Genomic DNA, 21,269 nt, shown 5'->3' with positions numbered 1-21,269 from the left:
CGTAGCCCCCCTCCCCCAGGTGCGCAAAACCCGGGATGGCGTGCGCGACGGGCGCACTGAAGGCGCTCGTGGTCCCCGCCACGCGGCCCTCACCGTTGCGCAGGGCGGGCAGAGGCGTTGTAACAGGAGAGATGGAGCACGCACGGCCGGGCAGGCCGAGCGACCGAGACCCGAGCGCCGGAGGGCACGACGTGCACAACCTGTTGGACGCGACCAAGCGACCGGTCCAGATCGCGATCGGCCTGGCGGCGGTCGGCTTCGTGCTGATCATCCTCGGCTGGAACGGAGCCGCGAACTTCGACACCCCCCAGCAGCAGGTCCCCTACCTGATCTCGGGTGGCGTCGCGGGGCTCGGCCTCGTCATCGTCGGCGTCGGGCTGCTGGTCATCAACGAGATGAAGCGGGCCACGGCGCTGGTCCTGGCCGGTCTCGAGCGGGCTGCCGAGGCGGGCTCCGCTGCCGCCGGTCCCACGGCCGTCCCCGGATCGGGGCCGATGGTGGTCGCGGGCCGCGCCACCTACCACCTGCCGACCTGCCGCTTGGTCGCCGAGCGCAAGGATCTGCAGACCATGAGCCCGTCCGCGGCGATCGACCGCGGACTGGCCGGCTGCCGCATCTGCGATGCCAGCCAGGCCGCCACCGCCTGACCGCCCGCACCCAACCCCGCAGCCTTCGAAGGCCGCGACCCACCCGGGTCGCGGCCTTCCTCGTGGTGTCGTTCGCCGGGCGGCGGCTCGCGCGATCGCGGGTGCCCGTCAGCCCATCAGCAGGCGGGAGACCACGCTGCGGTCGGTCAGTTCGGCCCCGGTGAGCGTGCGGACGATGCTGCCCTGCGCCATGACGACCCCGAGGTCGGCCACGTCCAGGGCTCCGACGTTCTGCTCGATCAGCAGGACGGTCACGCCGTCGGCGTTGATGGCACGCACGATGTCGAAGACGTCCTTGACGATGACCGGCGCGAGCCCCATCGACGCCTCGTCGATGATCAGCAGCTTCGGCCGCGCCATCAGTCCGCGGGCGATCGCCAGCATCTGCTGCTCCCCACCCGACAGCGTGCCCGCGAGCTGCTCGAGACGCTCACGCAGCCGCGGGAAGTAGTCGAGGACGATCTCACGCTGCTCGGCGACCCAGTCGCCGTCCCGGCGCTGAGACCACGATCCGACCTGCAGGTTGCGTTCGACGGTGAGGTCAGGGAAGACACGGCGTCCCTCGGGCACCATGACGATCCCCGCGTCGACGCACCGCTTGGTGCTCCAGCGCGTCACGTCCTGCCCGTCGAACTCGATGGTGCCAGCCCAGGTGGACAGGGCACCGCAGATGTTCATGGCCGTCGTCGTCTTGCCGGCACCGTTGAGGCCGAACAGGACAGCCGTGCGGCCCTCCTCGATGTCCAGGTCGACACCGTGGAGCACGGGCAGCGGCCCGTACCCCGAGCGGACACCGGTGAGGCGCAGGAGCGGCGCGTCGCCGGTGCGGCTCGGCTCACGCTCCAGCTCGGTGGTGGTGTCGGGGTCCGAGCCGCCGATGCGAACGGGTGGCACCGCGGTCCCAGGGACCACGTCGACGGTCGCCGTGAGGGTCGCCCCGGCGTCGCCCACTGCCTCGGAGACCTCGTCGGCGTCCGCGGACGTGTCGGGGGTGTCGTTCGCGTCGGCGGCTACGGCGTCGAGCTCGGCGGTCGCGTAGGCGAAGCCGTCCTCGTCGAGCTCGTAGCGCCAGCCGTCGTGCGCGAACCACGCCGTGCCGTCCTCGTCGGTCCGCCACGTGACGCCGTCGAGGACGAGGGTGTCGTCGTCGACCGCGGGCGCGGTCTCGTCCCTGCTGGTCCCAGCCACCTGCGAGCTCCTCACGCGAGGGTCGTCGCGCCCTGACCGAGGTAGGCCTCGGCCACGGCACGGTTGCCACGGATGTCGTCGGGCAGTCCCTCGGCGAGCAGCTGCCCGAAGTTCAGCACGTACACGTAGTCGCAGACGCGCAGCATGAACGGCACGTGGTGCTCGATGATCACCACCGTCACGCCGAGGTCCCGGCGGAGGCCGAGCAGGCGGTCCCCGAAGGCATCGGCCTCCTCGGGACCGAGGCCCGCGAGCGGCTCGTCGAGCAGCAGGACCTCGGGGTCGGTGGCCAGGACGGCCGCGACCTCGACCTGCTTCAGCATGCCGTACGACAGGCCCCCGAGGGGTTCGTCGGCGAGGTGGGCGAGGCCGAGCTCCTCGAGCACGACGTAGGCCCGGTCCCGGAGGGCACGTTCCTCGCGGCGGCTGGCGAACGTCCCGAGCAGCCCACCGGGCACCGAGTACCCCACGTTGCGGTGCTGGGCGACCAGCAGGTTCTCGAGCACCGAGAACGAGCGTACGAGCCCGACCTGCTGGAAGGTCCGGCCGAGGCCGAGCGCCGTGCGCTGATCGGGCCGCAGGTCGGTGATGTCCTCCCCACGGACGCGGACGGTGCCCGTGGTCGGCGCGTAGAAGCCCGTCAGGCAGTTGAAGAAGGTGGTCTTGCCCGCACCGTTCGGCCCGATGAGGCCGACGATCTCGTCGTCGTTGACGTCGACGCTGACGTCCTGCAGGGCCTGCAGCCCGCCGAAGCGGATCCCGACGCCCTCGGCGGACAGCAGCGGGACCGGGCCCCGGGCCGTACGACCGGCCGGATCGGGGGCCCCCACCTCCTCGGGTGCCTGCACGACTGCGGTCATGGGGTCACGGGCGTCCACTGTCGCCTCCGGTGTGTGTGGTCGCGCTGCTCTCACGGCCGGATGCCTGCCAGGGACGGAAGCTGCACCAGCGGACCACCGGTGCGATCAGCTGGTCGATGCCACCGGGGAAGAACACCAGGACGAGCAGCAGGAGCAGGGCGCTCAGCAGCTGCGCGGCGGAACCGTCCACGGGGAACCCGGGGTTGTTCTGCGCGAGCCGGTCGAGCACGAAGGGCATCGAGCCGAGGAGGGCCGCGCCGATGACCACGCCGATGCGTGAGCCGACGCCGCCGATGACCGCCATGAACAGGAAGGTCAACGACAGGGTGAAACTGAAGGTCAGGTTGGAGACGATCTCCTCGATGGAGGCGAACAACGCCCCGGCGAGGCCGGCGATCGAGCCCGACAGGACGAAGGCGAGCAGCTTGTAGCCGGTGACGTTGATGCCCCAGGACGCGGCGACGCGCTCGGAGTCACGCAGCGCCCGGATCGCCCGACCAGCCTTCGAAGCGGTGACGCGACGGTCGATGATCCAGACGAGTGCGAGGGCACCGAGGCAGAGGTAGGCGTACGGCACGTCGCCGGTCGCGAAGGCGGGCCGCGGAGCGGGCATGCCGGCGCCACCACCGGTGATGGCCGGGATGCTGAAGAGCACCTGCTCGGCGAACAGGCCGTACGCGAGGGTCACCAGCGCCAGGTACAGGCCCTGGATGCGGAGCGCGACGCCACCGAGGAGCATCGCCGCGAGGCCACCGATCGCGACGGCGAGGCCGGCCGAGGCCGCCCACGGCATCCCGAGCTCGGTCAGGCCGAACCCCGCGGTGAACGCCCCGACCCCGAGGAAGGCCGAGTGCCCGAGGGACACCTGCCCGGTGTAGCCCACCAGCACGTTGAGGCTGAGGGCGATGATCGCGAACACCGCGACGCGCGAGACCACGTTGACGTCGGTGCCTGGCACCAGCAGCGGGATCGACGCGACGCCACCGAGCAGCGCGGCGAGCACCACCGCGCGGGCGATGACCCCGCCGGTCGACGGCCGCCACCGGGCCGGGCGTGCCGGCGAGGCCCCCGGTGTCTCGGTCGGTGCGGCGGAAGGACGCACGATCGTCGTCGCCACCTCAGGCCTCCTTGCCGAAGAGCCCACGGGGCCGGACCAGGAGGACCAGCAGGAGCAGGGTGAAGCTCGCCATGGTCGGCGGGCTCGGGATGATGCCGGTCAGCCCGTACGACGTCGCGGCGCCGTTGGCCAGCGCGTTGACGAGCCCGACCAGCAAGCCACCGACGACCGCGCCGCTCATGGAGGTGATCCCCCCCAGGATGACCGCGGTGAAGGCGGGGATCAGGAAGGTGGTCGTCATCAGGCCCGGGGTGAGCCCCGCGAAGAAGCCGGCGCCGAGGATCCCGCCGAGAGCAGCCAGCGCGCCGGCGAGGCCCCAGGCGAGCGAGGACATGGCCCGCGGCGAGACGCCGTGCAGCGAGGCAGCGAACGGATCCTGGGCCGTCGCCAGGAGGGCGGTGCCGAGCTGGGTGCGGAACAGGGCGGCGAAGACGATTGAGACCGCCACCAGGACCACGAGGATCACGATGTTGTGCCGGTTGGTCGACAGGACGCAGCCGTCGTCGAGCCCGGGGACGAGGCACACCGAGCCGTCGAGGATCCGGGGGAACGTGCGGCTCTGGAGCTCGAAGAAGACCACCTGACCGCCGATCATCAGCAGCGAGACACCGGCGGTGGCCACGAGGCTGGTAACCGGTGTGGCGTCCGCGAGACGCTGGACGATCAGGGCGTTGACGCCGACCGCGAGGACCGCGCCGAAGACCACGCCGACGAGGGCGAACGCGATGAGGCGCGTGAGCGGGATGGTCGCGGGGTCGACGGTCACGGCACGGTCGAAACCGACCAGCAGCATCAGCACCAGGAACGCCGGCATCGTGCCGAGCTCGCCCTGGGCGAAGTTCAGGACCCGGGTGGAGCGGTAGACCAGGGCGATGCCGAGCGCCACGAGGGCGTAGACCGACCCGATGGAGATGCCGTCGACCAGGACGCCACCGATGGCGATGTCGCTGGCCCCGAGGAGGCCGATGAGGACGAACCCGGCCACGACACCGGCGACCAGGCCACGCCGTTCCACCACGAACTCGGTCGCCCGGTCCAGGATCGACGGGCCACCGCCGGCGCCTGGGATGTCACCGAGCTGTCCGGAGGTCGGCGCAGCGTCGTCCGCCGCGGCGGACGACTCCCCCGGTGTCCCGGGTGCCTCGTCGTCATCGGTGGGCAGGCTCACGCCGCCCGATCTGTGCTCGCTCACCGCAGCTCCTGTCTGGTCGGTCCGTCATCGACGCGCTGGGGGCCGTACCAGCCCCCGAGCGGGTCAGAAGCCGCTCTTGAAGGTGCCGCCGTCCTTGTAGGTCTTCGAGCCACAATCCGCCTTCAGCACGTGGACGCCCTGGCTGCCGAAGTTGTTGTTCGGGCTGAAGTTCACGTCGGGGAAGACCCCGGTGCTCACCTTGCCAGCGTTGGCCACGACCTCGCGGTAGTCCTCGCGGGTCAGATCCGTGCCGAAGGTGGCCTCGTACTTCTTGAACAGTTCGTGCTGGATCTTCGACGTGCCCCAGATCGCCCAGGCGATGTCGTCGACGTTCACGTTGAACTTGGCCGCAGCCCGCCGGAAGTCGGGGTCGAGCTTGTCGGCGGTCTCGAGCGCCGGGAAGGGCGACAGGAAGGTGCCGTTGTCGATCCCCTTGCCAGCGCTCCCGCACCCGGAGTTGAGGACCGCGTTCAGGCCCTTGGTGATGCCCACGCCGACGTACTCGAAGCTGGTGCCCTGGTCCTCGGCGGTCTGCGCGAACCGGATGTAGTCGAGCGGTGAGGTCAGCATGTACACGACGTCGACGTTCTGGTCCTTGAGCCTGCGGGCGAAGGTGCCGTACCAGTTCTGGTCGCCCTTGGGGTGGCGCAGGGTCTCGACGTAGTCGATACCGCTGAGCGAGGCCTCCCACCCGGCGACCGCGTCGTCGAAGTTGCGCGTCTGGGTCACGATGGCCGCGACCTTCTTGCCCGAGAAGTTCTTCTTGACGTACTGGGCGAGGAGGGGCCCCTGCTGCTTGTAGGACATCGAGGCTGCGAAGTACCAGGGGTTGCCGGCGAGTCCGGCTTCGGTCACCCCGGCCGAGGAGTAGGGCACGCGCGCCTGGCCTGCCCACTGACCGCAGGACTGGATCTGGTCGGTACCGCCACCGCCGGCGAGGGAGAACGCCCGATCGGCGAGCTGACGGCAGACCTGGCGGGCGTTGGACGGCTCGTACTTGTCGTCGGCGAAGATGACGTTGACCTTCTCGCGGCCGAGGACCTTCTCGCCCTTCTCCTCGATGACCCAGCGCCAATAGAGGTCGCGGGCCTTCTCGAACGAGGTCGACGGCAGCGGCGCTGCGCCCGTCACCGGGGCGTGGACCGCCAGGGTGATGGCGTCGTCGGTGACTCCGGTGCGGTCGCTGCCGCGGGGCTCGCGCTGGCCGCCACCGCCACCGCCACCGCCGCCACCACCGCCGTTGCCCGCGGTGCCACCGCCACCGCCACCACCGGAGCCGTCGCCACCACCGGAGCCGTCGCCACCCGCCGAGCCGTCGCCGGAACCGTCACCGGCAGCCGGATCGCCCGGGTCACCGGGGACCGCATCGCCTTCGAGGTCGCCCTCGGGCAGGTCCTCGAGGTCGAAGTCGTCGGCGAACCCGTCGTCGCCGGCGAGCATCTCCTCCTCGGTCAGCAGCTCGTCGCCACCATCGCCGCTGCCGGCGAGGCCGCGTCCTTCGACATGAACGCCGGGCTTCTGACCGCAGGCCAGGAGCGCCAGCGCCAGCGCGAGGGGGGCCGCGAGGGTGCGCAAGGTGCGTCGGGACATCGGTCGTTCCTCCGGTCGGACTGCACGTCGGGGCGGTCGGCGTGCGGGTCGGTGAGGTGAGGGGACGGTCAGATCTGGGTGGGTGCGGTGCTCGCGAGGCCGCGCTTGTCCAGCATCCGGGTGAGGGCTCCCCCGCCGCTGGCACCGACCACCGGTGCGGGGGCGAGCACGGCCGAGCCGGTCAGGTAGGCACCACCGAGCAGTAGCGGGGCCACGAGCCACACCCACCAGGGCGTGACGGGCGTGCTGCCCGCAGGACGGGCCGCCTGGGCGTCGAGGCCGACCTCGGGCTCCTGTGCCACCTCCGGACCGGTGGCCACCTCGGGGGAGTCCGCGGCGAAGCTGTCGCCCTCGTCCCCGGCGGGGAACTCGGGCGACTCGAGCGATGGGGCGAAGCCGTTCCCGCCGTCGGAGAGATCGGGAGCACCCGCGTCGAACTCGTCACCGGCGAAGCCGTCACCCTCGCTCTCGGCGAAGTCGTCGTCCCCGAAGTCCCCGAAGTCACCCGGGTCGAAGGCCTCGGCCGTCTCGACGACGGCGGTGACGTCCTCGAGGTCGAGCACCAGCTGGGCGTTGGTGGTGGTGTCGGCGTCACCGAACGCGAGGTTCGGTGCGCCGATGGGCCGCAGGAGGACGCCGTGGTTCTCGAGCTCGCCGTCGGCCCAGGCCTGTGCCGTGAAGGCGAGGTCGACCCGCCACTCATCGGCGTCCTCGTCGTAGACCCCGTTGCCGCCGAAGGTGCAGTCGACCGCGGCGACCTCCTCACCGTCGAACTCGTGGCGCGGCATGTCGGCCTCGTCGCTGGCCTGCGGTGCGCCAGCCGGCTCGAACCGCTTCAGCAGCGGGCAAGCCTCGAGGGCGAGCGCCTTGGAGGTGTCGATCGGCGACTCCTGCAGCGCCGCGGCCAAGCCCTCGGCGAAGACGACCGGGTCCTGGGCGGAGATGGCCTCGAACGCCGCGAGGACTGCACGGCGGAACGCCGGCGACGACATGTCGTAGGTCGGCGAACCCTGCTGGAACGTCAGCTCGAAGCGCATCACGTCCTCGCCCTCCGGCACGGCTGGGGCGTCGAACAGGATCGCGGTCTGGTAGCGGGTATTGCCGCCGAGGAACGACACCGCAGCGGAGTCCGGTGGGACCGGCTGCACGGGGAAGTCACGGCCCTGGTCGAGCCCATCGTTGATCGCGGACGACACGTCCTCGCGCCAGGGCAGCTCGTCGGGGTAGCCGTCGCGACGCTCCGGGCACAGGTCCGGCTGGAGGACGCAGACCGCGGCGGGCGGGAAGGTCGAGATGAGGACGTTCGGGGCGCCGTCGGTGACCGGCGAGACGTACAGGTGTGACGCGGTGATCTCGACCGGGGAGCCCTGGGGCTCCTCGTCCAGGGTGTCCTGGGCCGCCGCCGGGGCCAGCCCGAAGGTGCTCATCGCCAGGGCGAGCACCACGAGGGTGCTGCCGCTGACGAACCGCGCCGTTCGTCGGTCGCGCACCTCGGTCCCACTGCGCCACATACCGTCTCCGCTTCGCTCGGGGGCTCCCGGACGACTTCGCCGTGAGGCGCCGCCGCTCCTGCTGGCCGACCGCTCCGGGCGGTCAGCGGCCGTGTGCAGAGGTGAACGAACGGGCCCCCGACCGGTGACGCTCAGCGCACGTGCGGCGCGCGGGGCGAGCGGGTGTAGCGCGAGACCTCGGAGACGCCGGGCACGTGCAGCCGCCACGGCACGTCGGCAGCCAGGCGGACCCCGACCCTCGGGCCGGCCACGTATCCGGACGGCGACCACCCGTCGTCAGCCAGGTGGAGCCCGGTTCCGACGGCGAGCAGGTCGGCGCCGTCGTGGCTCGGCGCGTCGATGTCGAGCCCCCGACAGAGGTTGCCCGGTCCGCGCAGCAGGTCCCGGTCAGCGCGCGCCGTCGGCCGCCGGTCCCGCACGGCCGCGTGCCCCTCGAGGACCACCGCGGCACGCAGCAGGACCGCAGCACCGACGCCCGCGGCCTCGGCGGCCACGTTCAGGCACCAGTGCACCCCGTAGGAGCGGTAGACGTAGGCCGTCCCCGGCGGACCGAACATCGGCTCGACCCGTGGGGTCCGCCGGCCGAAGGTGTGGCTGGCCGGGTCGTCCTCACGGTAGGCCTCGGTCTCGACGATGCGCGCCACCACCTCGGTCCCGTCGAACTGCCGGACGAGCAGCGCGCCGAGCAGCGCCCGTGCGGCGTCCAGCACGTGACCGCCGAGCCGGGCGCCGTCGAAGCCGCCCCGTTCGCCACAGACGCGCAGCTCCGCCTCGGTCACCGCTTGGCGGTGCGGACGTCGTCACGCCAGGCGAGGAAGCGCTCGGTGGACCAGGTGTTCGCGCAACGCTCGTGGGTGAGGCCGCCGCGTCGGGCGTGGTGCACGCCGTGACGCACCAGATCCAGCTCGCGTACCGAGTGCGCGTCGGTGGAGATCACGAACGTCACCCCGCGACGCACGCCCTCGCGGATCACCTCGGCGGTCGCGTCCTTGCGGCGCAGGTTGCTGTTGACCTCGATGGCGGTCCCCGTCTCGGCCGCTGCGTCGAGCACCTGCTCGATGTCGAGTTCGATGCCGGGACGCTTGCCCATCATCCGGCCCGACAGGTGTCCGATGGCGGTGACCGAGGGGTGGCGGATGGCTGCGACCACGCGCGCGGTCTGCTCGGCGACCGGCCGGCGGAAGTGCGAGTGCACCGACGCGACGAGCCAGTCGAAGGTCGCGAGGAACTCGGCGTCGTAATCGAGCGACCCGTCGATGTCGATGTTGAGCTCGGCGCCGTGCAGCAGGGTGATGTCGCCCCGGCGCTGCTCGAGGTCGCGCAGCTGTCGTCGTTGGTCGAGCATCGCGGCCTTCGACACCCCGTTGATGCGCAGGTCCTCGGCGTGGTCGGTGATCGCCAGGTAGTCGAGCCCGCGTTCAACCGCTCCCTCGACCATGGCCTCGAGCGGGTCCTTGCCGTCGCCCGACAGGTCGGTGTGATCGTGCAGGTCGCCGCGAATCGCCTCGCGTGTGACGAGGTCGGGCAGATCACCGGTCTCGGCGAGCTCGACCTCGCCGTCGTCCTCGCGCAGCTCGGGCGGGACCCATGCGAGCCCGAGCGCGGCGTAGATGTCCTCCTCGGTGGCCGCCGCCACGACGTCGCCGGTGCGGGCTGCGGGCGCCGGCTCGTCCGCCGCTTCAGCGTCCGCGTCGTCCGGCGGGTCGACCAGCTCGGCCAGGGCGTACTCGTTGAGCGTCCACCCCCGCTTCAGGGCGCGCTGCCGCAGACGGATGTTGTGGGCCTTCGAGCCGGTGAAGTACACGAGCGCAGCCCCGAAGCTGGCCGGTGGCACGACCCGCAGATCCACGCCGAGCCCGTCGTGGGTGGCGATCGAGGTCTTGGTCCCGCCCGACCCGACCGTCCGGGCGACGTCGGGCAGGGACACGAACGCCTCCGTCACCGGATCGGGGTCGTCGCTGGCCACCAGGACGTCGAGGTCGCCGACGTCGTCGCGGTACCGCCGGGCGCTGCCGGCGTAGGCCGCGTCCACCACCCCTGGGACCTCGCGCAGCCGGGCCACGATGCGTTCGGCGATCGGGAGGGCATCGACCAGGGGGACGCGCTGTTCCTTGGAGGACAGTCCCGAGCGCTCGACCGCCTCACGCAGGTTGTCGGCGGTCTTCTCCCCCATGCCGGGCAAGGCGGCGATCCGCCCGTCGGCCAGCGCCGCCTTGAGACCGTCGAGGTCGGTGACCCCGAGCTCGCTGGACAGCAGCTCGACGCCCTTCGGCCCGAGGCCGGGGATCTTCAGCAGGTCCCGCTTGCCGACCGGGTGCTTGTCGCGCAGCTGCTCGAGCTTGCCGATGGTGCCCGTGTCCACGTACTCACGGATCTTGGTCGCCGTGCTCTTGCCGAGACCGCGCACGTCCGCGAGCTCGGACGCGGACATCTGCGCGACATCGCGCGACAGACCTGCGACCGCCCGGGCGGCGTTCTGGTAGGCGCGGACCCGGAAGGCCTGGGGCGAGCTCTCGTCGATCTCGGTGAGCACCGCGAGCTCGTTCAGCAGCCGGGCGACCTCGTCGTTCGTGCGTGCCAATCGACCACCCCTCCACGGGTCGGCGTCCGCTACCACGGCACCCCCGGACCGGAGGTTGCACGGTGGGCCGACGACTGTACGCGGACGATGAGCTGCTCCGACTGCGGCAGGTGGTCGGGGACGTGCTCGTCGCGGTCGTGGCGTGGTGGGTGGTGCGGATCGCCCGCCGGCTGGCGGAGGTGATCGGCGAGGTCAACGTCCTCGCCGACGGGTTGGACCGGTCGGGTCGGGGTGTCAGCGAGGGGGCCCGGAGCGCGGTCGACGCCGTGGATGGGATCCCCGCCGTCGGCGACGCGCTGGCGGCACCCTTCCGCACCATCGACGGGGCTGGCCGTGAGCTGACCGCCGCCGGCGACCAGGTGGCGCGGACCGTCGATGCGGTGGCGTTGTGGCTGCCGCTCGTGCTCGCGGCGCTCGTGATCGGTTGGATCGCGCTGAAGTACGTCCCGCACCGCATCCGGTGGATCCGCGAGGCGAGCGAGGTCGGCCAGGTGCTGCGCTCCCCCGACGGGGTGCGGCTGCTGGGCCTGCGGGCAGCCGCCGGTCGCCCGCTGCGCACCCTGCGACGCGAGATCGGCGACCCGGCGACCGCCCTGGCCGAGGGACGGTACGCCGAGCTCGCCGCCGTGGAGCTGCGCGCGCTCGGCCTGTCCCCCGACGCCCTCGAACGGGCGTCGGGGTGAGCGTCAGGGGGTGGTGTTGCGGGCCGCCGCCTCGCGTGCCCGCTCCAGCTGTGCGGCGACCGACGACGTCGCCGTGCCGTTGACCCCGTCCCGGCGGTCGACGGCGGCCCGGGGATCGAGCAGCTCGGCGACGGACGGGTCGAGCGCCGGGTGGGCGGCGGCGAGGTCCTCGGGGTCCAGACCGTCGAGGTCGACGCCCTTGGACTCCGCCAGGCGCACCACCTCGCCGACGACCTCGTGGGCCTCCCGGAACGGCACGCCGCGGCGGACCAGCTCCTCGGCCAGGTCGGTGGCCAACGCGAACCCGCCGACCGCGGCCGCCGCGAGCCGCTCCTGGTCGAACGTCAGCGACGCGACGGTGCCGGTGATGGCGGGCAGCACCAGACGGAGGGTGTTCACCGCATCGAAGACCGGCTCCTTGTCCTCCTGGAGGTCCCGGTCGTAGGTCAGCGGCAGCGCCTTGACGGTCGTGAGGAGGCTGACGAGGTCGCCGACGACACGACCGGCCTTGCCCCGGACCAGCTCGGCCACGTCGGGGTTGCGCTTCTGGGGCATGATCGAGCTGCCCGTCGAGAACGCATCGCCGACGCGGGCGAAGCCGAACTCGGCGGTCGCCCACAGGACGATCTCCTCCCCGAGCCGCGAGATCGTGACCGCCAGGATCGCGCAGGCCGCCAGCACCTCGAGGGCGAAGTCACGCGAGGCGACCGCGTCCATGGAGTTCTCGATCACGCGGTCGAACCCGAGCGCGTCGGCGTAGGCCTGCGGGTCGAGGCCGAGGGTCTGGCCCGCCAGGGCGCCGGACGCGAGCACGGAGGCGTCGAGGCGAGCCCGGGCATCGCGCAGACGGCCGGCGTCCCGGTCCAGCATCCACACGTACGCGAGCAGGTGGTGGCTGAGCAGCACCGGTTGGCCCCGTTGCAGGTGGGTGTAGCCGGGCGCCAGCCAGCCGAGGTGGGTCTCGGCCTGGTCCACGAACGCCTGCTGGAGCGCCCCGACGAGCTCGACCAGCTCGTCGCAGGCGTCCCGGCACCACAGCCGCAGGTCGCTGGCGATCTGGTCGTTGCGTGATCGGCCGGCGCGCAGCTTGCCGCCGAGCGGCCCGAGGTCCTCCACCAGCCAGCGTTCGATGGCGCCGTGCACGTCCTCGTCGGACGGCAGGAACGGGAAGTCGTCGGCGAGGAACAGCTCCGCGCAGCGGTCGAGCGCCGCGACCATCTGCGCGTGCTCGTCGTCGTCGAGCACGCCGATGCGGCGCAGCTCACCGGCGTGGGCCTGCGAACCGGCGAGGTCCTGGCGCCACAGCTGACGGTCGAAGGCGGTCGAGACCCCGAGCTGCCACGCCGCCTCGTCCGGGCCCGTGCTGAACCGGCCGCCCCACAGGCGCCCGGCGTCGGTGCTGGCGGCTCCGGGGGTCGTCGGCCCGGCGTCCTGATCGTTCGGCATCACAGCTCCTGGCGGGCGTCGGCGCCGCGCTGGTAGTAGCGGTAGGTGTGGTGGAGGCGGAAGCCGACGCCCTCGTACAGGGCACGACCGGCCACGTTGGTGGGATCGACCTGGAGCCAGACGCGGTCGGATCCGGCCGCGACGGCGTCGGCGACGACGGACCGTAGGAGGTGTCGGGCCAGGCCTCGTCGTCGGTGCTCGGGCGCGACCTCCATCGCCGTGATCCCGACCCAGGGCACCTCCACCACGTGCCGGACGATCGCGGCGAGCCCACCGTCGACCTCGAGGCCGAGGAACCGGGCGCCGGCGGCCGCGAGCATCCCGCGCGCCTGCGGGGGTGGGTCCCCGCCGCGGTAGCGGTATGCGGCCAGCCACGCCTCGCTCGGCGCGTCCGCGATCCTCGGGGCGGGCAGGTCCGATCGCGGTTCGAGCTCGTCGAGCAGCGACGCGCACGACGCGGTCAGGACGAGCGCGCCGTGCCGGGCCGCCCACCCGTGCCGCAGCAGCTGCCCCGCGGCTGCCTCGAACGGTGGCTCGGGCAGCGCGACCATCGGTGGCAGCCCACGCTCCCGGTACCAGCGCTCCACCTCGGGGAGCGCAGCCAGCACGTCGTCCGCCGGGACGTCGACGGGCAGGGCGGAGTTGCCGCGGCCGGTCCAACCGCCCGACGCCCGCAGCAGCCAGCCCGCCAGGTGCTCGCGTTCCACCGGGGGGAAGCTGCGAGCCGCGACCCGCTCGAGCTCGCGGACCGCCCCGGCCAGGTCGTGTGGGGACCGGGTGGTGCCGGTCACGCCCGCTCCGGCGTGGCCGGGACCACGCAGAACAGGTTGCCTGCGGGATCGGCCAGGGTCACCCAGTCGCGCTCCACGCGCCCCGCGCCCGGGGCGCTCTCCACGCGCCCCGCGCCCGGGGCGCTCTCCACGCGCCCCGCGCCCGGGGCGCTCTCCACGCGCCCCGCGCCCGGGGCGACGACGGCGTCCACGTGCCGGGCGCCGAGCGCGGTCAACCGTGCGACCTCCTCGTCGACGTCGGTCGCGGACAGATCGACGTGGATCCGCGGGGCGGTGGCCACGCCGTCCCGAGCCGGGTCGGGCAGCGTGGTCTGCACCTCCACGACGACCGGCTCACCCCCCACCGCGCGGACCCCGGCGAGGGGGTGGTAGGCGGGATCGCTGGCGTCGGGCGGCACCGGCGTCGCATCGAGCACGGCCGACCAGAACACCACCTCGGCGGTCACCCGGTCCGGGGGCACGTCGATGAAGATCGCGTCGAGGTACCCGCGGTCGGGCGGCCGGGGTGCGGTCTGGAGCGGTTCGAGATCCTCGAAACCGACGCACAGCGGTAGGCCGGCCGGGTCGATCAGAACGTCCCAGTCCTCCTCGTGCTGGACCACCTTCCCTCCGAGGTCAGCCGCCCGCTGCACCGCGTCGGCCCGATCGAGCACCGCGATGTCGAGGTGGAACCGCGGACGGTCGGTGTCGTCGATGCGCTGGAGGACCACGTCGGTGACGGCCGTCGCACCGGGCAACCGCACGTAGGCGTCGCCGCCCGGCATCCCGGACAGCGCCTCCGGCGGAGCCGACAGTGCCCCGGCCCAGAACGCGACCGTCGCATCGAAAGCGCCCGACGGGACGTCGATGATGATGCCCGCGAGGGCTGGCGCTTGCGACCCGGACCGCTCCTGCACGGCACCCACCTCAGCTCGTCACCACGCTGCGACGGTAGGTCAGAGGGCATCGCCGTGCTGCTGTGCCCGCGCCGCCCAGGTCTTGAGCGGCAGGCCCCACAGCTTGACGAAGCCCTCGGCGAGGGTCTGGTCGAACTGGTCGCCCTCGTCGTAGGTCGCCATGTCGTAGTCGTACAGCGCCGAGTCGTCGGACCGACGACCGACGACCGTCGCGCTGCCCTTGAACAGCTCGACGCGGACCTCGCCGTTGACGTAGCGGTTGGCCTCGTTCATGAAGGCGTCCAGCCCACGCTTGAGGGGTCCCCACCACAGGCCGTTGTAGATCAGCTGGGCGTAGCGGCCCTCCTCGGTGCGCTTGTGATCGGCGAGTTCCTGCTCGAGGCAGAGGTCCTCGAGGTCGCGGTGGGCGGTGATCAGGGTGATCGCGCCCGGGCACTCGTAGATCTCGCGGCTCTTGATGCCGACCAGCCGGTCCTCGATCAGGTCGATGCGTCCTATGCCGTGCGCACCCGCGCGCCGGTCGATCTCGGTGATCAGCTCGTGGAGCGGCAGCTCGACCCCGTCGAGCGAGACCGGCAACCCGGACCGGAAGGCGATGATGACCTCCTCCGGCTCGTCGGGGGCGTCCTTGACCGAGACGCTGCGCTCGTAGACGTCCTCGGGTGGCGCCGCCCACGGGTCCTCGAGGATCCCGCACTCGGCGGTGCGTCCCCAGGCGTTCTCGTCGATCGAGTACGGCGACGCCTTGCTCTTGACCGGGATCGGGATGCCCCGCTCGTTGGCGTAGTCGATCGCCGCGTCGCGCGACAGGCCCCACTCACGGATCGGCGCCATGGTGTCCAGGTCCGGGGCGAGGCACATCGTGCCGACCTCGAAGCGGACCTGGTCGTTGCCCTTCCCGGTGCACCCGTGTGCCACCCCGGCCGCGCCCGTCTCCCGCGCCACGCGGACCAGGTGCTTGACGATCAGCGGTCGCGAGAGGGCGGACACCAGCGGGTACTTGCCCATGTACATCGCGTTGGCACGCAGCGCCGGGGCGATGAAGTCCTCGGCGAACTCCTGGCGGGCGTCCACGACCACCGATTCGACGGCACCGCACTCGAGGCCACGCTGGCGGATCTCCTCGAGGTCGTCGACCCCCTGGCCGACGTCGACGGCGCAGGCGACGACGTCGACGCCCTTGTGCTCGTTCATCCAGCGGATCGCGACGGAGGTGTCGAGACCACCGGAGTAGGCGAGGACGACGCGTGGGTTGCTCATGGGCGTTCCTGTTCGGGGGATCGGGAGCGGTCGGATGCGGTCAGATCAGGGAGGCGTCCCCGGCGAGGCAGGCCAGGAAGCGTTCGGCGAGCGCGGCGCCACCGAGGTCGTCGGTGGCCACCACCAGGACGGTGTCGTCGCCGGCGACGGTGGCGAGCACCCCGTCGAGCTCCGCCAGGTCGACCGCCGACGCGACCGGTTGCGCGCACGCCGGCGGGGTGCGCAGCACGGCGATGTTGCCGCTGGAGCGGGCCGACACGACGAACTGCCGGACGACCTCGTCGACGCGAGCGCGGGCGTTGCCCGGGCCCGGGTCGACCGCGATGCGGTAGACGAGGTGACCGTCCGAGCCGCGGACCCGGACGGCACCGAGCTCGTCGAGGTCGCGGGACACCGTGGTCTGGTGGGCGTCGATGCCACGCTCTGCGAGCGCCTCGCGGACCTCGGTCTGCGAGGCGAGGTCACGTTCGCCGAGCAGCCGGCGCAACGCCTGCTGGCGGTCGCCCTTGGACACGGACACGCGCGACTGGCCGGTCACGACGCCTCCTCCGCCGCCAGCACGCCGCGGAGCCGATCGAGCAGCACGGCCGGATCGAACGGTTTCTCCACCACCCGGTCCTCCCCGAGCAGCTCGCGGCAGGTCCGTGCGCCGTCCGGCGAGCCGGTGACGACCACGACGGGGACGGGGAGGTGTCCCTCGTGCTCCTCGAGGAGCTGACGCAGCATCCTCGTGCCGTCGACGTCCGGCATCATCACGTCGAGCAGTACCGCGTCGACGGCCGCGGTCCGGAGCTTCAGCAGCCCGACGAGCCCGTCGGTGGCGACCTCGACCGTGTAGCCCTCCTGTCCGAGCAGCTCGGTCAACAACGTGACCACGTGGGGGTCGTCCTCGACGATCAGGATCGTGGTCGCCATCAGCGGGCCCCTGCCGCGACGTCCTCGAGGGCCGCGCGGACGATCGCCAGGGCCTGGTCGACCTCCTGGCGGCTGACCGTCAACGGCGGTGCCAGGCGAACCACGTCGGTCGCGACGGCGTTGACGAGCAGGAACCGGTCTCGACAGGCCGCCACCACATCGGCCGCCACCGGCGCATCCAGTGTCAAGCCGAGCAGCAGCCCCCGTCCTCGCACTCCGGCCGCCGAGGGCGCGTCGTCGACGAGGCGCAGCAGACCGTCGCGCAGGCGTGTGGCCCGGGCGGCGGCGGTCACCAGCAGGCCGTCGGCCTCGATGGTGCGGAGCACGGCGTTCGCGGCGGCGCAGGCGACCGGGTTGCCACCGAAGGTCGTCGCGTGGTCTCCCGGTTCGAAGACCTTGGCCGCCTCACCGCGGGCGATGCACGCCCCGATCGGGAACCCGTTGGCGAGCGCTTTGGCGACCGTCACCACGTCGGGGACGACGTCGGTGGCCTGGAAGGCGAACCACGGGCCGGTGCGCCCGATGCCGGTCTGCACCTCGTCGACGATGAGCAGCGCGCCCGCACGGTCACACGCCTCGCGAGCGGCGGTCAGGACCTCGGGGTCGATCGGCCGGACCCCTCCCTCACCCTGGACCAGCTCGAGCAGCACCGCGCAGGTGTCGTCGCCGACGGCCGCCCGGAGCGCGGCGGGGTCGTCGTACGGGACGTGGTCCACGAACCCGGCCAGCGGAGCGAACGGCACGTGCTTGGCGGGCTGACCGGTGGCCTCCAGGGTGGCGAGGGTGCGGCCGTGGAACGACCCCTCCAGGGTGACGACGCGCACCTTGTCGGGGTGCTGACGCTTGCCGTGCTTGCGGGCGAGCTTGATCGCCGCCTCGTTGGCGGTCGCCCCGCACTGGGCGAAGAAGACGGTGGCGTCGTCCCAACCGGTGATGGTGGCGAGACGTTCGGAGAGCTCGACGGCCGGTTCGGTCAGGAACAGGTTCGAGGTGTGGACCAGCTGGCCTGCCTGGTCCGCGACCGCCTCGGTGACCGCCGGGTGGGCGTGGCCGAGGCTGGTGACCGCGAGCCCGCACAGGAAGTCCAGCCAGGGCTGCCCGTCGCCGTCGAACAGGACGGTGCCTTGCCCGCGGACGAACGCCGCCGGCGCCGGCGGGTAGGTGCGCATGACATGGGCGTCCGCCCTGGCCTGGAGCTGCTGGAGGTGGGCGTTCACGCCACACCCCCGCTGGCCAGCCCGCGGACCTGGTCGGCGGCGCGCTCCTCGAAGGCGTCACGCAGGGTCTCACCGCCGGTGGTCACCATGGTCCCGACGCCCTCGTCGGTGAAGATCTCGATGAGGACCGCGTGCAGCACCCGGCCGTCGAGGATGTGGGCCTGCGGCACGCCCCCGCGGACCGCGTCGACGATCGAGCGGATCTTGGGACGCATACCGGCGTGGAGCTCGTCGGCAGCGAGCATGTGCTGCAGCTGCTTGACCGAGACCTCGCTCATCAGCGACTGCTCGTCGCGCCCGAAGTCCTGGTACAGGCCGGGGACGTCGGTGAGGCACACGAACTTGCTGGCACCGAGCGCCGCAGCGATCGCGCCGGCGGCGAGATCGGCGTTGACGTTGCGCTCGACGCCGCCGGCGTCCCGGCCGACGGTGGCCACGACCGGGAGGAACTCCCCCTCGAGCAGCTCGGTGAGGTAGCTGGTGTCGACGTGCTCGACCTCACCGACGAACCCGAGGTCCTCACCCTCCGGCCCGACGGCCGGGCGCACCTGCAACAGCCCGGCGTCGGTGCCCGCCACACCCACGCTCGGCGCGCCGGCGTCCTGGACCAGGCCGACGACCTCGGGGTTGACCTGCCCGAGCAGCGCCATGCGCACCACGTCCATCATCGCCGCGTCGGTCACCCGCAGCCCACCGACGAACCGCGACGTGAGGCCCATCTGCGCGGCGAGCTGGCCGATCTGCGGGCCGCCTCCGTGGACGATGACGGGTCGCAGCCCCACGAAGTGCAGTAGCGCCACGTCGGCAGCGAAGGAGCGCTTGAGCTCCTCGTCGACCATGGCGTTGCCGCCGTACTTGATCACGACGGTCTGCCCGTGGAAGCGCGTGATCCACGGCAACGCCTCGCGCAGCACGGCCGCCTTCTCCTGGGCGACGGCGCTGCGCTGATCGTGCGGTTGGACGGCCATCAGACGGGCTCCGGACTCACGTCGTGTACTCGTCGCCCCGTGCTCGGGGCGCCACGAGGGGATGGCCGCGACGAAGGAGCGGGCATCACGTCGTGTACTGACTGTTGAAGCGGACGTACTCGGGGGTCAGGTCGCAGGTCAGGACCGTGGCGCTGGACCGCCCGGCGCCGACGTCGATGCCGATCTCGACCTCGGGCCGCGACATGGCGGCGGCCGCCTGCCCACGGTCGAACACGGTCGCGACCCCGAAGCGGCACACCGTGATACCGGCGCAGGTGATGCTGACCCGTCGGGGGTCGAGGTCGACGCCTGCGTTGCCGAGCGCCATGATGATGCGGCCCCAGTTCGGGTCCGCGCCGTGGATGGCCGCCCGGACCAGCAGGGAGGTCGCGACGGCCCGGGCCATGCGCTCGGCGGCCTCCTCGGACGCCGCCCCGTGCACGGTGACGGCGGCGACGCGCGTCGCGCCCTCGCCGTCGGCCACGACCTGCTCGGCGAGGTCGGCACAGACCGCCTGGACGGCGCGTCCGAGGGTCGCCGCGCTCGGCGGTGTGCGCGCCAGCCCGCTGGCGAGGATCGCGGCGGTGTCGGACGTGGAGCGGTCCCCGTCGACGCTGACGCGGTTGAAGCTGGTGTCCACGCCACGGGTCAACAGGTTTCCGAGGATGCGGTGCTGGACCGGCGCGTCGGTGGTCAGCACCACGAGGAGGGTCGCCATGGCGGGCTCGATCATGCCGACGCCCTTGGCCATCCCACCGATGGTGCAGCTGCCCTGCTCGTCGCTGACCCGGTAGGCGACCTGCTTGGTGCGGGTGTCGGTGGTCAGCATGGCCTCGGCCGCGGTGGCCCCGCCGTCGACGGTGACACCGGCGGCGAGGTCGGGCAGCGCGGCTTCGATGCGCTCGATCGGCAGCGGGACGCCGATGACCCCGGTCGACATCACCAGCACATCGGTCGACGCGGTGCCGGTCGCGGCAGCGGCACCCTCGGCGATGCGCCGGTTGTGCTCGTCACCGTCGGGGGTGCAGACGTTGGCGTTGCCACTGTTGACCACCACGACCTGCGCCCGGCCGTCCGCGGCGTGCTGCTCGGTGAGCGTGCACGAGGGGGCCTTGACCTGGTTGGTCGTGGTCACGACGGCGACGCTGGCGACCTCGTCGGCCACGAGCAGCGCCAGGTCGGGCTTCCCGGACGGCTTGACGCCCGTGGCCAGGCCGCCGGCACGGAAGCCCGGCGCCGCGGTCACGCCGCCGGGGACGGGTTCGAGGCCGCCGCGGTCGGCAGGACCCCACCCGGGGAACGGGCTCACGGGTAGACGCCGACGGTGGTCAGCCCGGCGGTCTCCTCGATGCCGAGCATGAGGTTGGCGTTCTGGAGGGCCTGACCGGCGGCACCCTTGCCGAGGTTGTCGATGGCGCTGGTGACGGTGACGCGGCCGGTCCGTCCGTCGACGACGGCCGACAGCTGGCAGCCGTTGCTGCCGGCGAGCGCCTTGGTGTGCGGGAACCGGCCGGGGGCCAGGACGTGCACGAACGGTTCGTCGGCGTACGCGGTGGTGAGCGCGTCCTGCACCGCGGCCGCGTCGACGCCGTCGGCGAGGGTCGCGTAGCAGGTGGCGAGCAGGCCTCGCGCCATCGGCACCAGGTGCGGCGTGAAGCTGACGGCGCCGAGATCGCCGGGCAGCCAGCGTTCGATCTCGCCGGTGTGGCGGTGGCCCGGTGCGCCGTAGGCGCTGAGGTCCCCGTGGACGTGGCTGAAGTGCAGCGTGTCCTTGGCGGCCCGACCGGCACCGGAGGTCCCCGACTTGGCGTCCACGACGATGGTCCCTGGCTGGAGCAGTCCGGCGAGGGGTGCGAGGCCGAGGAGGGTCGCGGTCGGGTAGCAGCCGGGGTTGGCCACCAGCGTGGCGCCCCGCACGGCCTCGCGGTGCCCGAGTTCGGGCAGGCCGTAGACCGCGGCCGGGTCTGCCGCCGCGTCGCCCGTCGCGAGGTCCGGCCGATCGTGCGTGCCGCCGTACCAGGTGGCGAACCCGTCCACGCTGAGGCGGAAGGCCGCCGACAGGTCGACCACCCGTACACCGGCGTCGAACAGCTCGGCACCGAGCTCGAGGGCCACGTCGTGCGGCGTGGCGAGGACCACCACGTCGCACTCGGCCAGCGCGCCGACCTCGATCGCGTCGAACACACGCGTCCCCGCCAGGTTCGGGAACAGATCCACGATGGGGGTGCCGGCCTGGGAGTGCGCCGCGACGACCGCCACCTCGAACGCGGGGTGGGTGGCAGCGAGGCGCAGCAGCTCGGCGCCGCCGTAGCCGGAGGCGCCCACGATGCCGAGACGGTGCGCCACTGACGAGCTCCGGGTCCGGGAGGCGGGTGCGAACACCCAGCATGCATGATGATGCATAACT

The 21,269-nt window shown here is 72.5% G+C and carries 20 protein-coding genes; 2 read left to right on the top strand and 18 right to left on the bottom strand.

From position 1 onward, the window contains the following. The first annotated feature begins 191 nt into the window (after positions 1 to 191). The gene (locus NITAL_RS17075) at positions 192 to 647 is read left to right on the top strand and encodes a hypothetical protein (RefSeq protein WP_052667407.1); all 456 of its coding nucleotides are present in this window, start codon (positions 192 to 194) and stop codon (positions 645 to 647) included. 108 nt (positions 648 to 755) lie between these two features. Here NITAL_RS17075 and NITAL_RS17070 read toward each other — a convergent pair whose 3' ends face one another. From NITAL_RS17070 to polX, 8 genes are all read right to left on the bottom strand, one after another. Further along, positions 756 to 1,835 carry an ABC transporter ATP-binding protein gene (locus NITAL_RS17070; protein ID WP_211262470.1) on the bottom strand — a complete coding sequence of 360 codons (1,080 nt, stop codon included), beginning with the start codon at positions 1,833 to 1,835 and terminating at the stop codon, positions 756 to 758. Positions 1,836 to 1,846: 11 nt separating this feature from the next. Further along, entirely contained in the window at positions 1,847 to 2,695 is an 849-nt protein-coding gene (locus NITAL_RS17065; protein WP_157041909.1) for an ABC transporter ATP-binding protein, read from the bottom strand. A gap of 4 nt (positions 2,696 to 2,699) precedes the next feature. Further along, on the bottom strand, positions 2,700 to 3,812 hold the full coding sequence (locus NITAL_RS17060) for a branched-chain amino acid ABC transporter permease (protein ID WP_052667406.1): 1,113 nt from the start codon (positions 3,810 to 3,812) through the stop codon (positions 2,700 to 2,702). Position 3,813: 1 nt separating this feature from the next. Continuing rightward, a complete protein-coding gene (locus NITAL_RS17055; protein ID WP_052667405.1) occupies positions 3,814 to 5,004 on the bottom strand; it encodes a branched-chain amino acid ABC transporter permease in 1,191 nt (396 codons plus the stop codon). 63 nt (positions 5,005 to 5,067) lie between these two features. Beyond that, positions 5,068 to 6,594 carry an ABC transporter substrate-binding protein gene (locus NITAL_RS17050; protein WP_052667404.1) on the bottom strand — a complete coding sequence of 509 codons (1,527 nt, stop codon included), beginning with the start codon at positions 6,592 to 6,594 and terminating at the stop codon, positions 5,068 to 5,070. Positions 6,595 to 6,662: 68 nt separating this feature from the next. Continuing rightward, positions 6,663 to 8,105 (bottom strand): hypothetical protein, encoded by a 1,443-nt coding sequence (locus NITAL_RS17045; protein WP_052667403.1) that lies wholly within the window; start codon positions 8,103 to 8,105, stop codon positions 6,663 to 6,665. A gap of 131 nt (positions 8,106 to 8,236) precedes the next feature. Then, entirely contained in the window at positions 8,237 to 8,884 is a 648-nt protein-coding gene (locus tag NITAL_RS17040) for a DNA-3-methyladenine glycosylase (RefSeq protein ID WP_211262469.1), read from the bottom strand. Continuing rightward, the gene (polX, locus tag NITAL_RS17035) at positions 8,881 to 10,686 is read right to left on the bottom strand and encodes a DNA polymerase/3'-5' exonuclease PolX (RefSeq protein ID WP_052667402.1); all 1,806 of its coding nucleotides are present in this window, start codon (positions 10,684 to 10,686) and stop codon (positions 8,881 to 8,883) included. Before polX ends, NITAL_RS17040 begins: the two co-directional genes overlap by 4 nt. 62 nt (positions 10,687 to 10,748) lie before the next feature. Between polX and NITAL_RS17030 the strand changes: the two genes are divergently transcribed. Beyond that, complete coding sequence (locus NITAL_RS17030) at positions 10,749 to 11,369, top strand: hypothetical protein (protein WP_052667401.1); 621 nt, start codon at positions 10,749 to 10,751, stop codon at positions 11,367 to 11,369. 3 nt (positions 11,370 to 11,372) lie between these two features. Here NITAL_RS17030 and argH read toward each other — a convergent pair whose 3' ends face one another. The 10 genes from argH to argC all read right to left on the bottom strand — a co-directional run bounded on the left by argH (position 11,373) and on the right by argC (position 21,208). Next, positions 11,373 to 12,815 (bottom strand): argininosuccinate lyase, encoded by a 1,443-nt coding sequence (gene argH, locus NITAL_RS17025; protein ID WP_052667400.1) that lies wholly within the window; start codon positions 12,813 to 12,815, stop codon positions 11,373 to 11,375. After that, on the bottom strand, positions 12,815 to 13,606 hold the full coding sequence (locus NITAL_RS17020) for a GNAT family N-acetyltransferase (RefSeq protein WP_052667399.1): 792 nt from the start codon (positions 13,604 to 13,606) through the stop codon (positions 12,815 to 12,817). The genes argH and NITAL_RS17020 overlap by 1 nt, the downstream gene beginning before the upstream one ends. Next, entirely contained in the window at positions 13,603 to 14,502 is a 900-nt protein-coding gene (locus tag NITAL_RS17015) for a VOC family protein (RefSeq protein WP_157041908.1), read from the bottom strand. Before NITAL_RS17015 ends, NITAL_RS17020 begins: the two co-directional genes overlap by 4 nt. A 39-nt stretch (positions 14,503 to 14,541) precedes the next feature. After that, on the bottom strand, positions 14,542 to 15,762 hold the full coding sequence (locus tag NITAL_RS17010; RefSeq protein WP_052667397.1) for an argininosuccinate synthase: 1,221 nt from the start codon (positions 15,760 to 15,762) through the stop codon (positions 14,542 to 14,544). Positions 15,763 to 15,802: 40 nt separating this feature from the next. Next, positions 15,803 to 16,300, bottom strand: coding sequence for an arginine repressor (locus NITAL_RS17005; protein ID WP_052667396.1), 498 nt, complete (start codon positions 16,298 to 16,300; stop codon positions 15,803 to 15,805). Then, positions 16,297 to 16,677 (bottom strand): response regulator transcription factor, encoded by a 381-nt coding sequence (locus NITAL_RS17000; RefSeq protein ID WP_052667395.1) that lies wholly within the window; start codon positions 16,675 to 16,677, stop codon positions 16,297 to 16,299. Before NITAL_RS17000 ends, NITAL_RS17005 begins: the two co-directional genes overlap by 4 nt. Further along, a complete protein-coding gene (locus NITAL_RS16995; protein ID WP_083441687.1) occupies positions 16,677 to 17,894 on the bottom strand; it encodes an acetylornithine transaminase in 1,218 nt (405 codons plus the stop codon). The genes NITAL_RS17000 and NITAL_RS16995 overlap by 1 nt, the downstream gene beginning before the upstream one ends. Beyond that, positions 17,891 to 18,862: an acetylglutamate kinase gene (argB, locus tag NITAL_RS16990; RefSeq protein ID WP_083441686.1), complete on the bottom strand. Its 972-nt coding sequence runs from the start codon at positions 18,860 to 18,862 to the stop codon at positions 17,891 to 17,893. Before argB ends, NITAL_RS16995 begins: the two co-directional genes overlap by 4 nt. An 85-nt stretch (positions 18,863 to 18,947) precedes the next feature. Next, positions 18,948 to 20,171: a bifunctional glutamate N-acetyltransferase/amino-acid acetyltransferase ArgJ gene (argJ, locus tag NITAL_RS16985; protein ID WP_052667394.1), complete on the bottom strand. Its 1,224-nt coding sequence runs from the start codon at positions 20,169 to 20,171 to the stop codon at positions 18,948 to 18,950. Further along, complete coding sequence (argC, locus tag NITAL_RS16980) at positions 20,168 to 21,208, bottom strand: N-acetyl-gamma-glutamyl-phosphate reductase (protein WP_052667393.1); 1,041 nt, start codon at positions 21,206 to 21,208, stop codon at positions 20,168 to 20,170. The genes argJ and argC overlap by 4 nt, the downstream gene beginning before the upstream one ends. Between the last annotated feature and the right edge of the window lie 61 nt (positions 21,209 to 21,269).

Source organism: Nitriliruptor alkaliphilus DSM 45188 (assembly GCF_000969705.1).
Taxonomy (GTDB): domain Bacteria; phylum Actinomycetota; class Nitriliruptoria; order Nitriliruptorales; family Nitriliruptoraceae; genus Nitriliruptor; species Nitriliruptor alkaliphilus.
Note: the sequence above shows the minus strand (reverse complement) of the source record. Positions and strands in the feature narration are given on the sequence as shown.

Coding starts and splice junctions, on each gene's coding strand:
- NITAL_RS17065 (WP_157041909.1), bottom strand. CDS start 2,695: ATGACCGCAGTCGTGCAGGCACCCGAGGAGGTGGGGGCCCCCGATCCG.
- NITAL_RS17050 (WP_052667404.1), bottom strand. CDS start 6,594: ATGTCCCGACGCACCTTGCGCACCCTCGCGGCCCCCCTCGCGCTGGCG.
- NITAL_RS17045 (WP_052667403.1), bottom strand. CDS start 8,105: ATGTGGCGCAGTGGGACCGAGGTGCGCGACCGACGAACGGCGCGGTTC.
- argH (WP_052667400.1), bottom strand. CDS start 12,815: ATGCCGAACGATCAGGACGCCGGGCCGACGACCCCCGGAGCCGCCAGC.
- NITAL_RS17010 (WP_052667397.1), bottom strand. CDS start 15,762: ATGAGCAACCCACGCGTCGTCCTCGCCTACTCCGGTGGTCTCGACACC.
- NITAL_RS17000 (WP_052667395.1), bottom strand. CDS start 16,677: ATGGCGACCACGATCCTGATCGTCGAGGACGACCCCCACGTGGTCACG.
- argB (WP_083441686.1), bottom strand. CDS start 18,862: ATGGCCGTCCAACCGCACGATCAGCGCAGCGCCGTCGCCCAGGAGAAG.